Annotated in this window: 19 protein-coding genes and 1 tRNA gene; 4 read left to right on the forward strand and 16 right to left on the reverse strand. The window is 64.8% G+C overall.

What is annotated here, in order from left to right:
• Positions 1 to 7 precede the first annotated feature (7 nt).
• The 5 genes from petB to B6K69_RS09920 all read right to left on the reverse strand — a co-directional run bounded on the left by petB (position 8) and on the right by B6K69_RS09920 (position 3,940).
• Positions 8 to 1,330: a cytochrome b gene (gene petB / locus B6K69_RS09900; protein WP_107672478.1), complete on the reverse strand. Its 1,323-nt coding sequence runs from the start codon at positions 1,328 to 1,330 to the stop codon at positions 8 to 10.
• A 13-nt stretch (positions 1,331 to 1,343) separates the two neighbouring features.
• Complete coding sequence (gene petA / locus B6K69_RS09905) at positions 1,344 to 1,910, reverse strand: ubiquinol-cytochrome c reductase iron-sulfur subunit (RefSeq protein WP_107672681.1); 567 nt, start codon at positions 1,908 to 1,910, stop codon at positions 1,344 to 1,346.
• A gap of 182 nt (positions 1,911 to 2,092) precedes the next feature.
• Positions 2,093 to 2,698, reverse strand: a complete 606-nt coding sequence (locus B6K69_RS09910; protein ID WP_108643656.1) for a glutathione S-transferase — start codon at positions 2,696 to 2,698, stop codon at positions 2,093 to 2,095.
• Between the two features lie 963 nt (positions 2,699 to 3,661).
• Complete coding sequence (gene ykgO / locus B6K69_RS09915; RefSeq protein WP_023666132.1) at positions 3,662 to 3,787, reverse strand: type B 50S ribosomal protein L36; 126 nt, start codon at positions 3,785 to 3,787, stop codon at positions 3,662 to 3,664.
• A gap of 78 nt (positions 3,788 to 3,865) precedes the next feature.
• A tRNA-Val gene (locus B6K69_RS09920) sits at positions 3,866 to 3,940 on the reverse strand.
• Between the two features lie 189 nt (positions 3,941 to 4,129).
• On the opposite strand from B6K69_RS09920, the gene B6K69_RS09925 reads away from it, so the two are divergent.
• The gene (locus B6K69_RS09925; protein ID WP_108643657.1) at positions 4,130 to 5,005 is read left to right on the forward strand and encodes an N-formylglutamate amidohydrolase; all 876 of its coding nucleotides are present in this window, start codon (positions 4,130 to 4,132) and stop codon (positions 5,003 to 5,005) included.
• Between the two features lie 2 nt (positions 5,006 to 5,007).
• Here the strand turns inward: B6K69_RS09925 and B6K69_RS09930 are convergent, their stop codons facing one another.
• The 3 genes from B6K69_RS09930 to B6K69_RS18185 form a co-directional block, all read right to left on the reverse strand.
• Positions 5,008 to 6,261, reverse strand: coding sequence for a DNA polymerase IV (locus tag B6K69_RS09930; protein WP_108643658.1), 1,254 nt, complete (start codon positions 6,259 to 6,261; stop codon positions 5,008 to 5,010).
• A gap of 158 nt (positions 6,262 to 6,419) precedes the next feature.
• Positions 6,420 to 6,602 (reverse strand): hypothetical protein, encoded by a 183-nt coding sequence (locus B6K69_RS09935; RefSeq protein ID WP_108643659.1) that lies wholly within the window; start codon positions 6,600 to 6,602, stop codon positions 6,420 to 6,422.
• Positions 6,603 to 6,709: 107 nt separating this feature from the next.
• Positions 6,710 to 6,871: a hypothetical protein gene (locus B6K69_RS18185; protein WP_164681928.1), complete on the reverse strand. Its 162-nt coding sequence runs from the start codon at positions 6,869 to 6,871 to the stop codon at positions 6,710 to 6,712.
• A gap of 233 nt (positions 6,872 to 7,104) precedes the next feature.
• Here B6K69_RS18185 and B6K69_RS09940 point away from each other — a divergent pair, with 233 nt between their 5' ends.
• The 3 genes from B6K69_RS09940 to B6K69_RS09950 are packed head-to-tail and all read left to right on the forward strand — an operon-like array spanning position 7,105 to position 10,167.
• On the forward strand, positions 7,105 to 7,575 hold the full coding sequence (locus B6K69_RS09940) for a MarR family winged helix-turn-helix transcriptional regulator (RefSeq protein ID WP_108643660.1): 471 nt from the start codon (positions 7,105 to 7,107) through the stop codon (positions 7,573 to 7,575).
• Complete coding sequence (locus B6K69_RS09945; protein ID WP_107672471.1) at positions 7,565 to 8,635, forward strand: HlyD family secretion protein; 1,071 nt, start codon at positions 7,565 to 7,567, stop codon at positions 8,633 to 8,635. Before B6K69_RS09940 ends, B6K69_RS09945 begins: the two co-directional genes overlap by 11 nt.
• Before the next feature lie 2 nt (positions 8,636 to 8,637).
• Positions 8,638 to 10,167 carry a DHA2 family efflux MFS transporter permease subunit gene (locus tag B6K69_RS09950; protein ID WP_108643661.1) on the forward strand — a complete coding sequence of 510 codons (1,530 nt, stop codon included), beginning with the start codon at positions 8,638 to 8,640 and terminating at the stop codon, positions 10,165 to 10,167.
• Between the two features lie 27 nt (positions 10,168 to 10,194).
• Here B6K69_RS09950 and gyrB read toward each other — a convergent pair whose 3' ends face one another.
• The 8 genes from gyrB to B6K69_RS09990 form a co-directional block, all read right to left on the reverse strand.
• Complete coding sequence (gyrB, locus tag B6K69_RS09955) at positions 10,195 to 12,645, reverse strand: DNA topoisomerase (ATP-hydrolyzing) subunit B (RefSeq protein WP_108643662.1); 2,451 nt, start codon at positions 12,643 to 12,645, stop codon at positions 10,195 to 10,197.
• A gap of 81 nt (positions 12,646 to 12,726) precedes the next feature.
• Entirely contained in the window at positions 12,727 to 13,347 is a 621-nt protein-coding gene (locus B6K69_RS09960; protein WP_108643663.1) for a LysE family translocator, read from the reverse strand.
• A complete protein-coding gene (locus tag B6K69_RS09965) occupies positions 13,344 to 13,772 on the reverse strand; it encodes a VOC family protein (protein WP_108643664.1) in 429 nt (142 codons plus the stop codon). The genes B6K69_RS09960 and B6K69_RS09965 overlap by 4 nt, the downstream gene beginning before the upstream one ends.
• The gene (gene recF, locus B6K69_RS09970; protein WP_108643665.1) at positions 13,769 to 14,857 is read right to left on the reverse strand and encodes a DNA replication/repair protein RecF; all 1,089 of its coding nucleotides are present in this window, start codon (positions 14,855 to 14,857) and stop codon (positions 13,769 to 13,771) included. The genes B6K69_RS09965 and recF overlap by 4 nt, the downstream gene beginning before the upstream one ends.
• A 58-nt stretch (positions 14,858 to 14,915) precedes the next feature.
• A complete protein-coding gene (gene dnaN, locus B6K69_RS09975; protein ID WP_107672465.1) occupies positions 14,916 to 16,034 on the reverse strand; it encodes a DNA polymerase III subunit beta in 1,119 nt (372 codons plus the stop codon).
• Between the two features lie 119 nt (positions 16,035 to 16,153).
• Positions 16,154 to 17,512, reverse strand: coding sequence for a chromosomal replication initiator protein DnaA (gene dnaA / locus B6K69_RS09980; protein WP_108643666.1), 1,359 nt, complete (start codon positions 17,510 to 17,512; stop codon positions 16,154 to 16,156).
• Positions 17,513 to 18,022: 510 nt separating this feature from the next.
• Complete coding sequence (gene rpsT, locus B6K69_RS09985) at positions 18,023 to 18,295, reverse strand: 30S ribosomal protein S20 (RefSeq protein ID WP_107672680.1); 273 nt, start codon at positions 18,293 to 18,295, stop codon at positions 18,023 to 18,025.
• A 149-nt stretch (positions 18,296 to 18,444) separates the two neighbouring features.
• The gene (locus B6K69_RS09990) at positions 18,445 to 19,221 is read right to left on the reverse strand and encodes an enoyl-CoA hydratase (protein ID WP_108643667.1); all 777 of its coding nucleotides are present in this window, start codon (positions 19,219 to 19,221) and stop codon (positions 18,445 to 18,447) included.
• Positions 19,222 to 19,238: the final 17 nt, after the last annotated feature.

A 19,238-nucleotide genomic window follows, 5' to 3' on the forward strand; every position in this document is an offset into this window, starting at 1 on the left:
ACCTTTCTCACTCGGCCGGATGCGTTTTCACGCCGTAGTGCGCGTTGAAGTCTTCCTCGATCGTGGCCGGCAGCGGCGTCGGCTTTTCGATCACGCCAAGCAGCGGCAGGATGATCAGGAAGTAGGCGAACCAGTAGGCCGACGCGATCAGCGAGATCGTGGCATAGGGCTCTTCCGCCGGCATGGCGCCGCACCACATCAGCAGCACGAAGTCGATCACCAGCAGCGCAAACCACCAGCGGAACATCGGGCGATACCGGCCCGACCGAACCGACGAGGTGTCAAGCCAGGGCGCCAGCGCCATGACCAGGATCGCGCCGAACATCGCCAGAACGCCGAAGAACTTGGCGTCAACGATGCCGAAGGTCAGCCAGTTCGCCGCGATCACCACCCAGACATCGGCGGTGAAGGCGCGCAGGATCGCATAGAACGGCAGGAAGTACCATTCCGGCACGATATGCGCGGGCGTCGCCAGCGGGTTCGCCTCGATATAGTTGTCGGGGTGGCCCAGGTAGTTGGGCATGAAGCCGACCACCGCGAAGAACACCACCAGCACAACGGCCAGGGCGAACAGGTCCTTGATCACGAAATAGGGCCAGAACGGCAGGGCGTCGCGGTTGGCTTCTTCCTTGGACCCACGGCGCACTTCCACCCCGGTGGGGTTGTTGTTGCCGGTGCTGTGGAAGGCCCAGACGTGAACGATGACCAGCGCCGCAATCACGAAGGGCAGCAGGTAGTGCAGCGAGAAGAAGCGGTTCAGCGTGGCATTGTCCACCGCCGGACCACCCAGCAGCCAGGTCTGGATCGGTTCGCCGATGCCCGGGATCGCGCCGAACAGGCCGGTGATCACGGTGGCGCCCCAGAACGACATCTGGCCCCACGGCAGCACATAGCCCATGAAGGCGGTGCCCATCATGCACAGGTAGATCAGCATCCCGATGATCCAGGTCACTTCCCGCGGCGCCTTGTGGCTGCCGTAGTAAAGACCACGGAAGATGTGCAGGTAGACGGCGAAGAAGAACAGCGAGGCGCCGTTGGCATGAAGGTAGCGCAGCATGTGGCCGCCGTTCACGTCGCGCATGATGTGTTCGACGCTGGCGAAGGCCAGGTCCACATGCGGGGTGTAATGCATGGCCAGGACAACGCCGGTGATGATCTGCAGCACCAGACAGAAGGCCAGGACGATACCCCAGATCCACATCCAGTTCAGGTTCTTGGGCGTCGGGATCATCAGGGTGTCATAGACAAGACCGATGATCGGCAGGCGGTTGTTCAGCCACTTTTCGGCGCCCGTCTTGGGCTCGTAATGGTCGTGCGGAATTCCGGACATGTGTTCTCGCCCCTCAGCCCAGCAGGATTGTGGTTTTGGTTTCGTCGGTGAACTTGACCAGCGGGATGTCAAGGTTCCGCGGCGCCGGTCCCTTGCGGATACGGCCGGCGGTATCGTAGTGCGACCCGTGGCAGGGGCAGAACCAGCCGCCGAAATCACCCGACTCATTGCCCATCGGCACGCAGCCCAGGTGGGTGCAGACGCCCATCATCACCAGCCATTCGCCGGCTTCGTCCAGCGTGCGGTTCTGGTCCGAGGCATCAGCCTCAGGCTTGTTCTTGTTCTCGGCGTTCTTGTCGATCAGGGTCGAAATGTCCACCGCGCGACCGGCGTCAATTTCTTTCTGGCTGCGCCGGCGGATGAACACCGGCTTGCCGCGCCATTTCACCGTCAACTGGGTGCCAACCTCGACGCCCGAGATGTCGACGAAGATCGACGACAGGGCCAGAACGTCGGCCGAGGGGTTCATCTGGTTCACCAGCGGCCAGACCGCCGCACCAGTCGCAACGACACCGGCGCCTGCCGTGGCGTAGTAAAGGAAATCGCGGCGTGTGCCTGCGGGGTCGTCAGCGTGGGACACGGTCATTTCTCCCTTGCAAGGCCACCGGGGACGGTCAGCCAATGAGAATCCGAGGCGGCGGTCGCCCGCAGCCCTGCGGTCGCGCTTGTAGCCAAGGGGGAACGGATCGTCCAGCGGACAAAGGGGCGCATATGCAGGTTTTCCCCTTGAAAGCCCCGCAGTGTTGCAGTTCGCCCGCGCCTTCACCCCACGGGTTGCGTGGCGGTCATGGCCGGTCGCTCCGAGAACTCGGCCTCCCATGCCGCCAGATCGGGATGGGCCGCCCGCCAGGCCCGGGCCGAGTGCCGGAAATCCAGATAGCCCAGCGCGCAGGCCACCGCGACCTGCCCCATATCCAGCGGGCCTTCCAGATGGTCCATCCAACGCCGTTCCAGCGTGTCCAGCGACCGGGCGATCTTGGCCCACTGGCCTTCCGTCCAGGCCTCGAACTGCCGGTCCTCGGGGCGGACCCGGGCCTCGTAGACCATCAGGATCGCGGCATCCAGAATCCCGTCCGCCGTCGCCTCCAGCGTCAGGGTCTGCCACAGGCGCGGCGCCGGCGGGTAAAGCCCCGCCCCGGCCATCGAATCAAGATAGCGGCAGATCACCCGGCTGTCATAGATCGCCTGCCCGTCATCGGTGACCAGCGCCGGAATCTTGCCCAGCGGGTTCTGATCCACCGGCATACTGCCCGGATCAACCGGGTTGCCCGCCACCGGGATCAGCTCCACCCCGGCAATCCCGGCCTCGGCGATCAGCACCATCACCTTGCGGACATAGGGCGAGGTCGGAGAGTGATACAGCTTCATATTGCCACTCCGTGCGTCCAGAGGGACAGCGATGGGCAGAATAAAGGGCGGAAATGGCGCATAGCAACCCCCGAAAGACTTTACCGACAACGCTAAGTCGGCAGGATGGGGCGCCCAATGAAACCCTTAGCTGTAAGGGGATCGCACCTTGCTCACCGACACCTCTCACTCTGCTTCAAAGAAGGCTTCCAGAGCATTAGAGAGACAAATCGGCACTCAGGAAACAGTTGGCAATCGTCTCGATCACAACCTGAATATTGATTAGCACCTTGCGCCAGAAGCAACCCTTACTCCATGTAATATACTGATATATTTGTATTTTTATTACGTTCCCTAGTGGATTCTGGTCGCAATCACCTTGAGCTGGCGTGGCAGCAGGCATGTTTTGGATTTGCGGCCACCAAGAATCCTGTATGATGTGGTTAGGAAAACATGGAGCACACTGAGTAGACACTCGCTAGTGCAAATTGGAAGGTGGGGGCGCGGAGCATAGGGATAGAATGATGAAATCTAGGTCGCTCCGACCTTGATCGTCGCCGCAACGGATGCGGCGCCCCTCAGAACAGGAGGTTCGCATGGTGTCCGTCAGGGCATATCAGCGAAGAAGGCTCGGAAAGCGGGAGCATGTGCAAGCACACACCCGCCGCTTCCCGAGGCCGCGACAGTTGACATTCCAATTCCTGTAGGCGTCGACTGCGCTTGAGGCCCGCGAAAGCGGGCCTCTTCATTTTGCACGGATCGCGATTCGAGGCAACCTCAGATTGCCTGAACCTTGCCGCCTAACGCATTGAATTCGCGTGACAACTGGCCGGAAGACAGCGTATTTCCCAATAAAATCAGACACCCGCCTCTTCACGGTATCGTTTGACCCCTTCTCAGGATCAGGCGGCTTTCGCCAATGGAAAAGGCCGCCGCGGTGTCCCGCAGGCGGCCTGTCCGTTGATCCAGCTTGCTGAAAGCGGCTCAGCCCTGACGGGCCTTGTAGCGCTTCTGCGTCTTGTTGATCACATAGACGCGGCCTTTGCGGCGCACGACCTGGCAATCGCGATGACGCGTCTTCAGCGAGCGGAGCGAGTTCGCAACCTTCATGGTCGTCTCCTTCCCTTTTCGCGGCGCGATCATTAGCGCCAGATGAAAACCGTTGCCCCTGTTGCCAGAGGCGGTGAATGGTGGGCGGTACTGGGATCGAACCAGTGGCCACTACGATGTCAACGTAGTGCTCTACCGCTGAGCTAACCGCCCGCCTGTCCTTGCGATTCCCCCGGTGTCCCCTTCGCACAAACGAAAAGGACGCGGGGCATCCGCGTCGGCGTGCGGGGTCTATACTGAGAGTCGTCTGCCGCTGCAAGGGGTTTTGGCTTTGGTGTGAAAGCCGTTATACCAAGGACATGAATTCCGGGGGCAACCCCGCCTGTTTTTCCCGAGGTGCCCTTGCCCGAGGCCGTTTCCTCTGCCGTCTACACGCTGCGTCGCCCCCGCCAGCAGACCACGCCCGTCGTGTTCGCCTCGCCCCATTCCGGCGCGGATTACCGGCCCGAATTCATGGCCCGTTCGGCGCTGGACCGGCGCACGATCCGCAGTTCGGAAGATGCCTTCGTGGACCGGCTGTTCGATCTGGCCCCGCAGATGGGGGCGCCGTTGCTGGCGGCCCGGGTGCCGCGCGCCTATATCGACCTGAACCGCGCCCCGGACGAGCTGGACCCCGCCGTGATCGAGGGGCTGGCGCGGGCTCCGCACAATCCCCGCATCGCGTCGGGTCTGGGGGTGATTCCCCGCGTGGTGGCCGGCGGGCGGGCCATCTATTCCGGCAAGCTGCCCCGATCCGAGGCAGAGGCCCGCATCCGGCACTGCTGGCAACCCTATCACACCGCGCTGGCCGGGCTGCTTGACGCCACCCGGCGCAGCTTTGGCGAGGCGCTGCTGATCGACTGCCATTCGATGCCGCATGAGGCGCTGGATGCCCATACCCGCCCCGGGCTGGCCCGTCCCGACGTGGTGCTGGGCGACCGCTTCGGCACCTCTGCCAGCCCCGAGATGATGGACCGGGTCGAGGCCGCCTTTGCCGGCGCCGGCCTGCGGGTGGCCCGCAACGCCCCCTTTGCCGGCGCCTATATCGCGCAAACCTACGGGCGGCCCGGCCAGAATGTGCATGTGGTGCAGGTGGAAATCGACCGCGCCCTTTACATGGACGAGGTGCGAATCGTGCCCACCCCCGGCTTTGCCGCCTTCCGGGCGCTGATGGCCGGGGTCATGGCCGAAATCATCGCCGGCCTGCGCGGCACCGCGCTGCCGCTGGCGGCGGAATAGGCTCAGCGCAGGGCGCGGCCCTTGATGATGGCATCCTTGCCGAATCTTTCGCGAATCCTGTCGGTGGCGCGTTCGGCGGCGGCACGTTTTTCGGCGGCAGGGTCCAGCAGATCGCCCTCAAGATCGGCTGCGGATTCGGGCGCCAGATCCGCGATCCCCACCCCGATCAGCCGGAACGGCCCCTTGGTGCCGGCATGGTCGAACAACCCGCGCGCCGCGCGATAGATCCTGTCGGCAAGCTGGGTGGGGCCGGTCAGCCCGTGGCGGCGGGTGACCAACTGGAAATCCCCCCGCTTCAGCTTCAGCGTCACGGTGCGGCCCGACAGGCCCTTGGCCTTGGCCCGGTCGGCCACCTGCTCGGCCAGCCGCCACAGATGGCCGTCCAGCAGATCGGGATCAGAGGTGTCCTCAAAGAAGGTCGTCTCCTTCGAGATCGACTTCACCTTCTCGTCGCGGCTGACGCGGCGGTGATCCTCGCCTCGGGCCAGATGGAACAGCCGCTCGCCCATATGGCCGAAGCGGGCCACCAGATCGGCGCGGTCCCAGCGCAGCAGATCGGCAATGGTGCGGATGCCGGCGGTTTCCAGTGCGGTCTGGGTGGCGGTGCCGACACCCCAGATGATGCGCACCGGCTTCGGCTTCAGGAAATCGGCGGTCTCGGCGCGGCCGATCACGGAAAAGCCGCGCGGCTTGTCCAGATCGCTGGCGATCTTGGCCAGAAACTTGTTATGCGCCAGCCCGACCGATCCGGTCAGACCCAGCTCCTCCTCCATCCGCTTCGTCAGCCGCGCCAGCATCACCGCAGGCGGGGCGCCGTGCAGGCGGGCGGTGCCGGTCAGGTCAAGGAAGGCCTCATCCAGCGACAGCGGCTCGATGGCCGGGGTCAGCTCCTCCATCATGGCCCGGATGGCGCGCGAGGCCTGGACATAGACCTGCATCCGCGGCTTCACCACCGCCGCCTCGGGGCACAGTTTCAGCGCCTGGAACATCGGCATGGCCGACCGCACGCCCCGGATGCGCGCCAGATAGCAGCAGGTCGAGACCACGCCGCGACTGCCACCGCCCACGATCACGGGGCGGTCGCGCAGGCTGGGGTCATCGCGCTTTTCGACGCTGGCATAAAAGGCGTCGCAGTCCATATGGGCAATGGAAAGGCTGTCCAGCTCGGCGTGGCTCACAACGCGGGGCGACCGGCAGGCGGGGCAGCGCGTGCCGGCGGGGAACTGGGTCAGGCAATCGCGGCACAGGGCGGGCATGGCAGCACGATAGCGGGCCGGGGGCGGGCCGCAAAGGGTTCGCGTGGGCGCCCCGCAGCGGGGGGCGCCACGACAGGAACAAGGATCAACGCCTTACGTCTCGAACATCAGGGCGGTCAGGTATGGACCCGGCGCATCGGGCCCATGACCGCCAATGATCAGATTTTTTCAGGGGTCTCGACGACCTCGGTCACGCCATCCAGCGCGGGAGTCGCCTCATCCGTCTGCGGACGGGGATTGCGCGGCCAGTAGCGCGGGCGTCCCCGCATGGACCGGGCGGGTGCCTTCTCGGCCAGGAATTCGGCCAGATTGAACGGCGTCTTCGATACGTTGTAACCCATGGGGTGCAGCCTTTCATACGGAAAAGCGGGATTGGTGGCGGAAGACGCCCCGATCCCGCAGAAGCCCCTTCCGCCACCGGCTGTGGCAGACGGGAAACGAGATGCCGTCAGCTCGGCGTCCCGGGTTCGGCTTTCGGGTCCGGCGCACCGGGTTGCTGCTGGCCCGGATCGGCGCCATGCGGGGCCTTGTCGGTGATCGGCGGCGAATGCGGGACAATGTGCAGGACTTTCGGCCTGTCGTGGCCGGTCTTGCTGGTATCGGATCCCATGAATGGGCCCTCCATGACACCGCAGGGGAATACCCTGCAGCTTCAAGGGATATGGGGCCGCAGCAGCACCAGAACGAGGGGCAGGCCACACCAATCGCGCAGGCCACGGGGAAGACTGGGAAGTTTGTTCAACCCGCCGGGGGGCCGGACCCGCAACAGGATGCAGATGTCGCGAAGGCGGGCAACGGATCAGGCCGCTTGAATAGTAAGCGTGCTTATCATATGTGAGACTTATGATACCGAAGTACGAAAGCCTTGGCCTTCTGTTGCATGACGCCCAGCGGGCGATGCGCCGCGCGTTTGACGCGCGGATGGGGGCGCTTGGCCTGTCTTCGGCGCAATGGCGGCTGTTGCTGCACGCCCTTCGCGAAGGCGGGCCGACGCAAACCCGGCTGGCCGATCTGCTGGAGATCGAACCGATCAGCGTGTCGCGGCTGATCGACCGGATGGAGGCGCAGGGCTGGGTTGAACGCCAGGCCGACCCGCATGACCGCAGGGTCAGGCTGGTGAAACCCTCGGCCCGGGCCTTGGCGCTGCGCGACGACCTGCGCCGGATGGCGGAAGAGATTTACGCCGAGGCCCTGGTGGGCATTTCGGCGGATGAGAAGCAAAATCTGATGCAGTGCCTGCGGACGATCACCCGGAACCTTGCCGGGGCCGGGTTCGCCGCACCGGGCTGCGGGGAGCTGGGGAATGACGACTGAGACGAGTGCCGTGCAGCGCCGGTCACGACTGGGGCGCACGATGGTAATGGGCATTGTGCCCGTGGCCCTGCTGGCCGGGGCCGCCTTCTGGTGGATCACCTCGGGGCGATACGAATCAACCGAAAACGCCAATCTGCACGAAGCGCGGATGAGCGTTGCCTCCGATCTGTCGGGGCGTGTGGTCAAGGTGGCCATCCATGACAGCCAGCGCGTCAGCAAGGGCGATCTGCTGTTTCAGGTCGATCCCGAACCCTATCGCCTGGCCCTGGCCGAGGCCGAAGTCAGCCTGCAATCGGCGCGGATCGAGGTTGAGCAGTTGAAGGCGGCCTTTGCGCAGGCGGAATCGCAGGCCAAGCAGGCCCGCGACAATGCCGATTATCTGGAATCCGAACTGACGCGGCAGGAAAAACTGTCGGACCGCGGCGTCGCGGCCGGCACCGCGCTGGACGGGGCCCGGCATCAGGCGGTGCAGGCGCGCGAACAGGCCGAAACCGCCGCACAGACGGTGGCCGCCGCGCTGGCCGCGCTGGGCGGCGATCCGGCAACGCCGACCGATGACCACCCCAAGGTGCGCAAGGCCCGGGTCGAACGCGACAAGGCCACCTATGACCTTGGCCTGACCGAAGTGCGCGCCCCGGCAGACGGGATCGTCTATCAGGCGTCGTCCTTCCGCGAGGGGCAGTTCGTTTCGGCCGGCAGCCCGCTGTTCGCCCTGGTCGAAACCGGCGAGGTCTGGGTCGAGGCGAACTTCAAGGAAACACAACTGGACGGCATCGCCGTGGGTCAGCCGGTTGAAATCGCCTTCGACGTGGCCCCCAACCGCAAGCTGACCGGCACGGTCGAGGCGATCGGGGCCGGAACCGGCGCCGAATTTTCGCTGCTGCCAGCCCAGAACGCGACCGGCAACTGGGTGAAGGTCACCCAGCGGGTGCCCGTCCGCGTCCGGCTGGACGATCCGGCAAAGGTCGGCGATCTGTCCTCGGGGCTAAGTGCCGAGGTGACGGTGGATACCGGGCGGCACAGCAACCTGCTGGGCCTGTTCGCCTGGGCTGGTGAGTAACCATGTCCGCCCCCGGCGCAGTGGTTGAGGTCCGCCACCGCGGCCTGATCACGCTGGCCATCATGCTGGCCACGATCATGCAGGTGCTGGACACCACCATCGCCAATGTCGCGCTTCCGTCCATGACCGGCGACCTGGGCGCGACGCAGGACACCATCAACTGGGTGCTGACCAGCTATATCGTGGCGGCGGCGGTGATGACCCCCGTCACCGGCTGGCTGTCCGACAGGATCGGCAAGCGCGAACTGTTCCTGATCTCGATCGTCGGCTTCGTGGTCACCTCGCTGGCCTGCGGTCTGGCCTGGAGCCTGCCCAGCATGGTGGGCTTCCGGCTGTTGCAGGGTCTGTTCGGGGCGGCCATCGTGCCGCTGTCGCAGACCTTCCTGCTGGACATCAACCCGCGCGAAAAGGCCGGTCAGGCCATGGCGCTGTGGGGCGCGGGCATCATGGTCGGCCCCATCATCGGGCCCACGCTGGGCGGCTGGCTGACCGAAAGCTACAACTGGCGCTGGGTCTTCCTGATCAACCTGCCGGTGGGCGGGCTGGCGCTGCTGGGCTGCATGGCCTGGCTGCCGAAATCAACCCTGCGGCTGCGGCGGTTCGATTTCTTCGGGTTTGCCATGCTGGCGCTGGGCATCGGCGCCTTGCAGATGATCCTGGACCGCGGCGTCGAGGTTGACTGGTTTTCGGCCGCCGAGATCTGGATCTACCTGTTCCTGACGATCACCGGCTTCTGGGTGTTCGGGGTGCATATCCTGACCACGAAAGAACCGTTCCTGGACCCGCGCATGTTCCTGGACCGCAACTTCGTGACCGGGCTGGTGTTCATCTTCGTCGTGGGCATCATTCTTCTGGCCAGCCTGGCGCTGTTGCCGCCGATGCTGTCGCGCATCTTCAACCACTCGTCCATCACCACCGGCATCGTCATGGCGCCGCGCGGTGTGGGCACGATGATCTCGATGCTGCTGGCCGGACGGCTGGTGCGCAAGGTGGACCCGCGCCTTCTGGTGATGGCCGGGCTGTCGCTGACCGTCGTGTCATTGTGGATGATGACCGGCTTCACCCCCCAGATGGACGACCGTCTGGTGATCTGGAGCGGTCTGGTGCAGGGGTTGGGGCTGGGGCTGGTTTTCGTGCCGCTGTCCACGGTGGCCTTCGCCACCATCAGCCCGACCTTCCGCGCCGATGCCACCAGCCTGTTCAGCCTGGTGCGCAACATCGGCTCGTCCATCGGGATTTCGGTGGTCACGGCGGTGCTGACGCGCAACGTGCAGATCAACCATGCCGAAATGGCCGGCCTGATGACCCCCTATAACCCGGTGCTGCGCGAAACGCTGCCCGCGGCGGTGGCGGGCAACCGGGTGGCGTTGCAGCAACTGGACAATCTGGTGAACCTTCAGGCGCTGATGGTGTCGTATCTCAACGATTTCAAGCTGATGATGCTGATTACGCTCTGCGCGGTCCCGCTGGCGCTGACGCTGCGCCGCCCGGATCTTTCCGCCGGCCCGGCACCCGCTGCCCATGCTGATTAGGGCGGCCTTACGGCCGCCCCATTCACATCAGAAGTCCAGGTTTTCCACCGAAAGGGCGTTGGCCTGAATGAACTCGCGCCGCGGTTCGACCACATCGCCCATCAGCTTGGTGAAGATGTCGTCGGCCTCGGCCAGATCATCTACCTTGACCTGCAACAGGGTGCGGGCTTCGGGGTCAAGCGTGGTTTCCCACAACTGGCTGGGGTTCATCTCGCCCAGACCCTTGTAGCGTTGCAGCGTCAGGCCCTTTTCGCCTTCGCTCAGCACGCATTTCAACAGGTCGATCGGCCCGTGGACCATCTGTTCGCGATCCTTGCGCACAAGGCGCGCGGGGTCGCGATAGATGTCACGGTGCTGGCCCGCGATCTGCGACAGGCGACGCGCCTCGCCCGACCGCAGGATCGCCCCGTCCAGCGTGCGCAGCTCTTCCACGCCCCGCAGGATGCGCGACAGGCGGATGCCGTGATCCTGGGTGATGCGGCCCTGCCAGCCGCGTTCATATTCCACCGCCACCGCATCCAGCCGCCGCGCAACCTGATCGGCCACGGCCTGCAGGTCGGCGTCAACGCGGCCCGGATCAAAGGCGCCGGCCAGGGCGGCCTGTTCCAGAATCGGGCGCGGGTAATGCGTGGGGAAGGCATCCAGCACGCGGCGGAACTGCCGCGCGCCTTCGATCACATGCGCCAGATGGTTGCCGGCGATCTCGGTCCCGTCGGCCAGCCGCAGCACGGCGCCTTCGGTGCCCATCTCGATCAGGTAATCGTCCAGCGCCGCCTGATCCTTGAGATAGACCTCGGACTTGCCGCGCGCCACTTTGTAAAGCGGCGGCTGCGCGATGTAGAGATACCCGCCTTCAATCAGTTGCGGCATCTGCCGGAAGAAGAACGTCAGCAGCAGCGTGCGGATATGCGCGCCGTCCACGTCGGCGTCGGTCATGATGACAACCTTGTGGTAGCGCAGCTTGCCGATGTCGAATTCATCGCGGCCAATGCCCGTGCCCAGCGCGGTGATCAGCGTGCCAATCTCCTGGCTGCCCAGCATCCGGTCAAACCGGGCGCGTTCCACGTTCAGGATCTTGCCGCGCAACGGCAGCACCGCCTGGTTGCTGCGCGACCGGCCCTGCTTGGCAGACCCGCCGGCGCTGTCGCCCTCGACCAGGAACAGTTCGGATTTCGCCGGATCGCGCTCCTGGCAATCGGCCAGCTTGCCCGGCAGGCTCGCCACATCCAGCGCGGTCTTGCGGCGGGTCAGCTCGCGCGCCTTGCGGGCGGCCTCGCGCGCAAGGGCGGCTTCGATGATCTTGCCGACGATGATCTTGGCGTTCTGCGGGTTCTCCTCGAACCACTCCGCCAGCTTTTCGTTCACCAGATTCTCGACCGCGGGGCGCACCTCCGAGGAGACCAGCTTGTCCTTGGTCTGGCTTGAGAATTTCGGGTCGGGCACCTTGACCGAAAGCACGCAGGTCAGGCCTTCGCGGGCGTCGTCGCCGGTGAAATCCACCTTCTCGCGCTTGGCAATGCCGGACGATTGCGCATAACCGGTGATGGTGCGGGTCAGCGCGCCCCGGAAACCGGCCAGATGGGTGCCGCCATCACGCTGCGGAATGTTGTTTGTGAACGGCAATACGTTTTCGTGGTAGCTATCATTCCACCACATCGCCACTTCAACGCCGATGCCGTTGCGCTCGCCCACCATATAGATCGGCTCGGTCATGATTGACGACTTGGAGCGGTCCAGGAACTTGACGAATTCCCGCACGCCGCCTTCGTAGAACAGCTCAACGCGCTGCGGTTCGGCATGGCGTTCGTCTTCCAGCACGATCCGCACGCCCGAATTCAGGAACGCCAGTTCCCGTAGCCGGTTTTCCAGCGTCTTGAAGCTGTAATCAAGGTTCGAGAAGGTGCCGTCGGGCCGGTTGACCTTGGCCGAAGCCAGGAAACGCACCTGCGTGCCGCGCTTTCCCGGCGCGGGGCCAACGGGGTGCACATGCACCACACATTCGCCATCCTCGAACCGGGCGCGGTATTCGGTTTCGTCGCGCCAGACGGTCAGCTCCAGCCATTCCGACAGCGCATTGACCACCGACACACCAACGCCGTGCAACCCGCCAGACACCTTGTAGGCGTTGCCGCTGTCATCGGTGTTGTTGAATTTCCCGCCGGCGTGAAGCTGGGTCATGATGACCTCGGCCGCCGAAACACCCTCTTCATGGTGGATGTCCACCGGGATGCCGCGGCCGTTGTCGCGCACCGAAACACTGTCATCGGCATGGATGATCACCGCAACTTCGGTGGCATGGCCGGCCAGGGCTTCGTCAATGCCGTTATCGACAACCTCATACACCATGTGGTGCAGGCCGCTGCCATCATCGGTATCACCGATATACATGCCGGGGCGCTTGCGAACCGCCTCCAACCCTTTGAGAACCTTGATGGAATCGGCGCCGTATTCGGCGGGCTTCTTGGCGGCTTCAGCCATGCGTCGGGAACCTCTGATCTTGCCCGCGACTTATAGCGCCTTGGTGCGGCAATGTCACGGGCAGCACACAAGATTTGGTAGTCACAGGAAGGGGATCGCCAGCCCCACGCCGATCAGCAGGATGCCCGCCGTCATGTTCAGCCGCCGAATCCGCTCGGGCGTGGACAGCAGGTCGCGCGCCCGGTCCAGAAACAGCGCCAGACCCAGGTTTCCGGCCAGCGGAACAAGGGTGGAAATCAGCAGGACAAGCACGATGTCGATGGTGCCAAGCCGGCCCAGCGGAAAGAAACCGGGCAACGCGCCCATGTAGAACAGAATGGCCTTGGGGTTGCCGATCACCGCCGCCACCCCCACCGAGAACCCGGCCCAAAGGCCCGGGCGGGTCAGCCGGCGGTCGGCCTGCGGCCGGTCAGACGGCTTGCGCAGCAGCAGCGCCCCCATGATCAGGAACACGATCGCCGCCACCCAGCGCAGCAGTGACAGCACATCGCCATAACTGCTTTCAATCCAGGTCAGGCCCAGGATGGCCGCCAGCGGCCAGACCAGATCGCCCAGCGCCACGCCCACGGCCAGCGGCCAGGCCGCCGCAAACCCGCCCGAAAGCGACCGCGCCATCAGCGCCACCCAGACCGGGCCGGGCACGATCCACAGCCCCGCCATGCCAAGGGCATAAAGCAGCAGTTGATAGCCGGTCACGGTCATTGCGGCAGGGTCAGGCTGCCATCGTCGGCCAGCGGCCAGAACGGGTTGAACGCCACTTCCCAGACATGGCCGTCCAGGTCGGCCCAATAGCCGGAATAGCCGCCCCAGAACACCTTTTCCGGCGCCTTCAGGGCAGTGCCGCCCGCAGCCAGCGCGGCGGCAAAGGCGGCATCAACCTCGGCCTCGGTGGCAAAGTTCTGCGCCAGGGTGATGGCGCCGGTGCCCAGCGCGGCGCCGGGGCGGCCCTGATCGGCCGCCAGATCTGCCACCCCGAACAGCGCCAGCGCGGCCCCGTTCATCTGGAAGAACGCCACGCCGGGCTGGCTTTCCTTGTGCTCGGCCCAGCCCAGACGGGCATAGAAGGCGCGCGCCGCGGCCAGATCGGCCACGCCAAGGGTTATCAGGGTCACACGTTGCGGGGTCATGGGTCGATCCGGCTGACGCCGCCCTCTTCGGCGACGTGAAATCTCTGTGCCCTTTCGCCCAGGCTGTCAAACAACTGGGCCTCGGTTCCCGTCATCAGGGCCTGCGCCCCCAGCGCGCAGATCTCGTCATACAGCGCGGCGCGGCGGGCCTCGTCCAGATGGGCGGCCACCTCATCCAGCAGCAGGATCGGCGCGCGCCCCAGATCGGCGGCCAGCGCGCGGGCATTGGCCAGGATCAGCGACAAGAGCAGCGCCTTCTGCTCGCCCGTCGAACACTGGTCCGCCGGCACGCCCTTGGCGGCAAAGACCGCCCCCAGATCGGCGCGATGCGGCCCCGCAAGGGTGCGCCCCGCCGCCATGTCGCGGCGGCGGCCAGCGGCCAGCGCGGCGGCCAGATCCTCTGGCGGCGCCTCGGGGTATACCAGATGCACCTCGGCGCGCGGGAAGGCGGTCTCAGCCCCGTCCTGCGCCGTCAGCAGCCGCGCCAGCGTGGCCTTGCGATTGGCCTCGATCGCCGCGCCGGTTTCGGCCATCTGCGCCTCAAGCGCGCCATACCAGAACGGATCGGCCACCTCGTCGCGCAACAGGCGGTTGCGTTCGCGCATGGCCTTTTCATAGGCCAGCGACACTTCGGCATGATCGGGAAAGAATGACAGCGTCATCCGGTCCAGAAACCGCCGCCGCCCTTCGGCCGCCTCGATCCAAAGCCGGTCCATCGCGGGCACCAGCCACAGAATCCGCAGGATGCGCCCCAGCGCCACCTGTGTCGCGGCCTTGCCGTCAATGCGCACCTGCCGCGCGTCAGACCGCTCGGCAAAGGTCTCCACCTCATGCGCAGCGGCCATACCGAACACTTGTGCGGAAACCTTCCAGCCAATCGCCTCGGGCTTGCGAACCAGATCGTCCGACGCCGCCCGCCGCAATCCGCGCCCGGGCGACAGCAGCGAAACCGCTTCCAGGATGTTGGTCTTTCCAGCCCCGTTGGGCCCGACAATCGCGACCGGCCGCCCGTCGAAAGCCAGCCGCGTCGCCCGGTGGCTGCGGAAATGCGACAGGCCGAGCGACTGGATCGAAAGCCCGCTCATGCCGCCCCCTTTGCTGGCTGGTCTGCGCCACGGGGTCCGGGGGCAAGGCCCCCGGCCATCACACGCGCATCGGCATCACGACATAGACGGCGCTGGTGTCGTTTCCTTCGCGCATCAGCGTCGGTTCATTGGCGGTGTTGAACAGGAACACCGCATTCTCGCGGTCAACCTGGCTGGCAATCTCCAGCAGGTATTTCGCGTTGAAGCCGATTTCCAGCCGTTCGTCGCCATAGGCGACCGCCAGTTCTTCCTCGGCCGCGCCGCTGTCGGGGGCGTTGACCGACAGGATCAGCCGGTCTTCGTCCAGGCTCAGCTTGACCGCCCGCGACCGTTCCGAAGACACGGTGGCCACGCGGTCCACCGCCTTGGCGAATTCGGTCGCGTCCACCTCAAGCCGGCGGGTGTTGTTCTGCGGAATCACCCGGGTGTAATCGGGGAAGGTTCCGTCGATCACCTTCGAGGTCAGCGTGATGACCGGCGTCGCAAACCGAACTTTCGTTTCGGAAACCGAAACCGCGATTGTCGCATCGTCATCATCCAGCAGCTTGCGCAATTCGCCCACGGTCTTGCGCGGCACGATCACGCCGGGCATCCCTTCGGCCCCGGCGGGCAGCGGCGCGTCGATCCGGGCCAGACGGTGGCCGTCGGTCGCCACGCAGCGCAGCACCGGCCCGTCTTCGCCCTGCGCGACATGCATGTAGACGCCGTTCAGGTAGTAGCGGGTTTCCTCGGTGGAAATCGCGAACTTCGCCTTGTCGAACAGCCGCCGCAACTCGGGCGCCTTGGCTGCGAAGTTGGACGAATATTCCGAGGTGGCCATCACCGGGAAATCTTCCTTCGGCAGCGTCGCCAGGCTGAAGGTTGACCGGCCCGCGGCAATGGTCAGCCGGCCCGACGCCGCATCCTCGGTCAGGTTGACCAGCGCCCCGTCGGGCAGCTTGCGGATGATCTCATGCAGCATCACCGCCGAAACCGTGGTCGCGCCCGCGCGCTCCACCATGGCGGCCGCGCGATCCACCACTTCAATGTCCAGGTCGGTGGCGCGGAAGGAAACCTGCGCGCCCTCGGCCTCGATCAGCACGTTGGCGAGGATCGGAATGGTGTTGCGCCGTTCGACAACGGATTGCGCCTGGGCCAGCGCCTTCAGAAGCGTGCCGCGTTCGATCGAGAGTTTCATCTTTCTTCCCCCTGCCGGCCCTGATGAAGGGACGCAGACATTATCCGGTTTTCACCGGTTCACAAGCATTTCCGCAGGACATTGGGTGCGATTCCGGGGGCCGTCAAGGCCACCCGGGCTTATCCCTGAAGCAGGCGCTTCAGCAGTTGCAGATCGTCCGCAAGTTGGCTGTCAATGGCCATCAATTCCTCGATCTTGCGGACACCGTGCATGATCGTGGTGTGATCGCGCCCGCCGAAGCGGCGGCCGATCTCGGGCAGGGACCGGCTGGTCAGTTGCTTGGCCAGATACATCGCCACCTGACGCGGCCGCGCAATGGTGCGCATCCGCTTGGGGCCGATCATATCGGACAGGCGAACATTGTAATGCTCGGCCACCTTGCGCTGGATTTCCTCGATCGTCAGCTTGCGGTCGCTGGCGCGCAGAATGTCGGCCAGGCAGTCCTGGGCCAGATCCAGCGTGATCTCGCGGCCCACCAGGCTGGCAAAGGCGAAAAGCCGGGTCAGCGCGCCTTCCAGCACGCGGACGTTGGTGGTGATGCGATGCGCCAGAAACTCCAGCACGCCATCGGCAATCACCAGGCCGCGATACTGTTCGCGGTAGAAATCCGCCTTCTGTTGCAGGATGCCAAGGCGCAGTTCGTAATCGGTCGGATGCAGATCGACCACAAGGCCACATTGCAGGCGGCTGCGGATACGTTCCTCAAGATCCTTGATCTCGCCCGGCGCGCGGTCCGCCGAGATGACGATCTGCTTGTTCTGGTCCACCAGCGCATTGAAGGTGTGGAAGAATTCTTCTTGCGTCGAATCCTTGCCGGCGATGAACTGCACGTCATCGACCATCAGCACATCGACCGACCGGAACAGCGACTTGAAATCCATGACCTGCTTGTCCCGCAGCGCCTGGATGAAGCGGTACATGAACTGTTCGGCCGACAGGTAAAGCACCCGCAGATCGGGGCGGCGGGCCTGCAATTCATGCGCAATGGCGTGCATCAGGTGGGTCTTGCCCAGCCCGACGCCGCCATAAAGGAACAGCGGGTTGAAGGTGACGGTGTCGCCTTCGGCCACGCGGCGGGCCGCCGCATGGGCCAGCTCGTTCGGCTTGCCCACAACAAAGCTGTCAAAGGTGAACCGGGCATCCAGCGGCGCGCCGGGCAATTCATCCTCGGACGCCGCCCGAACCCGTGTCGCCTTGGCGGCCTCGGGGCGCGGCGCCGGGCGCGGACCGGCCGTCAGCGCGCCAACCGCGAATTCGATACGGTCGATGGTGGCGCCGGCCGTCATCAGATGCGACCGGATATGATCGGCAAAGTTGCGCTGCACCCAGTCGCCGAAAAAGGTGGTCGGCACTTCGAAACGGGCGACGCCGTTCTTCATGTGCGAAAGCTTCAGGGGCTCGATCCAGGTGACGTAATTGTTCTTGCCAACCCGGTTGATAAGACCTTCACGAATCTGGCCCCATGTTTCGTTTGTCATCTATCCGACCTGTCTTCTGTTCCCAACACGGGCTTAGCCCAGCGGCACATCACGCACAGCGATCCGAACCGCACGATGGCCCCGGCAAACCGGGACCATCGGGGCACAAGACCCCGACCCAAGGAACAACAGGCCGGCAACGGAACCAAAGGGCCCCGCACCCGCATAGCAGCAAGTGGCAGCGTCAGACTGCAGACACCAACTTATCGAACGCAAACCCTGATCATTTTGTCTATGGCGGCAGCCGGTCTTCTTTGGACAGTAATCAGCGTCTGCGATCTTCACTTGTCCCCCAAGACGACGTGAATCGCAGGCACACGCTACCAAGCCGCGCTGGCCCCCCGCAACCGAACAACGCGCTTGACAGCGAGTCTTCGAAATCGAATCCCGGGCGCCGTGCAATTCGGCCACGCGGCCGCTGGCGGGCCGCCACGGAACCCCGCCAAAGCAAAGGGCGCCGCCCTTTCGGACGACGCCCCTGACAGAATCGGTTGCGACAAAAATTCGCGGTCAGGCCTTTTCGGCCAGGGCCTTCACACGCGCGTTCAGGCGCGAAATCTTGCGCGAAACGGTGTTCTTGTGCAGCACGCCCTTGGTCACGCCGCGCGACAGTTCCGGCTGGGCGGCCTTGAGGGCAGCGGCAGCAACGGTCTGGTCGCCCGAAGCGATGGCTTCTTCGACCTTGCGAAGGAATGTGCGGATGCGCGAGCGGCGAGCCTTGTTGATGGCATAGCGCGTCTCGGACTGGCGGGCGCGCTTCTTGGACTGTTCGGTATTGGCCATGGGTTCTGTGGTCCTTGGGTCTTTGTTCGATCTGATCGCACGCATGACCCAAGCCCCGCCAATCAGACGGGAATCATTCTTGCCTAAGCGGGCCCACGCGCATGTGACGCCGGCCTATACGGCAAGGCCCGGCAAAAGGGAACAGGGAATCAGCGGTCGCGGAACTGCGGCTGGCGCTTTTCCAGGAAGGCGGCCATGCCTTCCTTCTGGTCGGCCGTGGCAAAGGTCGCATGGAACATGCGGCGTTCGAACAACAGCCCTTCGGCCAGCGTGGTTTCCTGCGCGCGGTTGACCGCCTCTTTCACCACCATCGCCGTCAGCATGGATTTCTCGGCCACCTTGCCCGCGATCTTCAGCGCCTCTTCAACCAGCGATTTCGCCGGGAAGACGCGGCTGACCAGACCGCAGCGCTCGGCCTCGGCGGCATCCATGAAGCGGCCGGTCAGGTGCATGTCCATCGACTTGGATTTGCCGACGAACCGCGTCAGCCGCTGGGTGCCGCCCATGCCGGCAACGATACCAAGGTTGATCTCGGGTTGGCCGAACTTGGCGGTATCGGCGGCAATGATGAAATCGCACATCATGGCCAGCTCACAGCCGCCGCCAAGGCAGTAGCCGGCAACGGCGGCGATGATCGGCTTGCGCACGCGAAGAATCGCATCGGTTTCGGGGCCGAAAAGGTTGTCGAAGAACACGTCGGAAAAGGATTTCGTCGCCATTTCCTTGACATCGGCGCCAGCGGCAAAGGCCTTGTCGCTGCCGGTGATCACGATGCAGCGGATCTTGTCGTTCTGGTCGGCGGCGGTCAGCGCCGCGGCCAGTTCCCCCATCAGGCGCGAATTCAGCGCGTTCAGCGCCTCGGGCCGGTTCAGGCGGATGAGGCAGGTGTAATCCTCGATCTCGACGATCAGTGTCTCATAGGCCATGGCGCGCCTCGCGTCTT

It is taken from the genome of Pseudogemmobacter blasticus (assembly GCF_003071405.1).
Classification (GTDB): Bacteria; Pseudomonadota; Alphaproteobacteria; order Rhodobacterales; family Rhodobacteraceae; genus Pseudogemmobacter; species Pseudogemmobacter blasticus.

What these genes read in the sequence shown, in the direction of transcription:
- B6K69_RS09935 (WP_108643659.1), bottom strand. Translation starts at nt 6,602, where the DNA reads ATGGGTTACAACGTATCGAAGACGCCGTTCAATCTGGCCGAATTCCTG.
- B6K69_RS09990 (WP_108643667.1), bottom strand. Translation starts at nt 19,221, where the DNA reads ATGGCCTATGAGACACTGATCGTCGAGATCGAGGATTACACCTGCCTC.
- dnaA (WP_108643666.1), bottom strand. Translation starts at nt 17,512, where the DNA reads ATGACAAACGAAACATGGGGCCAGATTCGTGAAGGTCTTATCAACCGG.
- B6K69_RS09910 (WP_108643656.1), bottom strand. Translation starts at nt 2,698, where the DNA reads ATGAAGCTGTATCACTCTCCGACCTCGCCCTATGTCCGCAAGGTGATG.
- recF (WP_108643665.1), bottom strand. Translation starts at nt 14,857, where the DNA reads ATGAGCGGGCTTTCGATCCAGTCGCTCGGCCTGTCGCATTTCCGCAGC.
- B6K69_RS09950 (WP_108643661.1), top strand. Translation starts at nt 8,638, where the DNA reads ATGTCCGCCCCCGGCGCAGTGGTTGAGGTCCGCCACCGCGGCCTGATC.
- B6K69_RS09945 (WP_107672471.1), top strand. Translation starts at nt 7,565, where the DNA reads ATGACGACTGAGACGAGTGCCGTGCAGCGCCGGTCACGACTGGGGCGC.
- B6K69_RS18185 (WP_164681928.1), bottom strand. Translation starts at nt 6,871, where the DNA reads ATGGGATCCGATACCAGCAAGACCGGCCACGACAGGCCGAAAGTCCTG.
- B6K69_RS09965 (WP_108643664.1), bottom strand. Translation starts at nt 13,772, where the DNA reads ATGACCCCGCAACGTGTGACCCTGATAACCCTTGGCGTGGCCGATCTG.
- ykgO (WP_023666132.1), bottom strand. Translation starts at nt 3,787, where the DNA reads ATGAAGGTTGCGAACTCGCTCCGCTCGCTGAAGACGCGTCATCGCGAT.
- dnaN (WP_107672465.1), bottom strand. Translation starts at nt 16,034, where the DNA reads ATGAAACTCTCGATCGAACGCGGCACGCTTCTGAAGGCGCTGGCCCAG.
- B6K69_RS09960 (WP_108643663.1), bottom strand. Translation starts at nt 13,347, where the DNA reads ATGACCGTGACCGGCTATCAACTGCTGCTTTATGCCCTTGGCATGGCG.
- gyrB (WP_108643662.1), bottom strand. Translation starts at nt 12,645, where the DNA reads ATGGCTGAAGCCGCCAAGAAGCCCGCCGAATACGGCGCCGATTCCATC.
- rpsT (WP_107672680.1), bottom strand. Translation starts at nt 18,295, where the DNA reads ATGGCCAATACCGAACAGTCCAAGAAGCGCGCCCGCCAGTCCGAGACG.
- B6K69_RS09930 (WP_108643658.1), bottom strand. Translation starts at nt 6,261, where the DNA reads ATGCCCGCCCTGTGCCGCGATTGCCTGACCCAGTTCCCCGCCGGCACG.
- petB (WP_107672478.1), bottom strand. Translation starts at nt 1,330, where the DNA reads ATGTCCGGAATTCCGCACGACCATTACGAGCCCAAGACGGGCGCCGAA.
- B6K69_RS09940 (WP_108643660.1), top strand. Translation starts at nt 7,105, where the DNA reads ATGATACCGAAGTACGAAAGCCTTGGCCTTCTGTTGCATGACGCCCAG.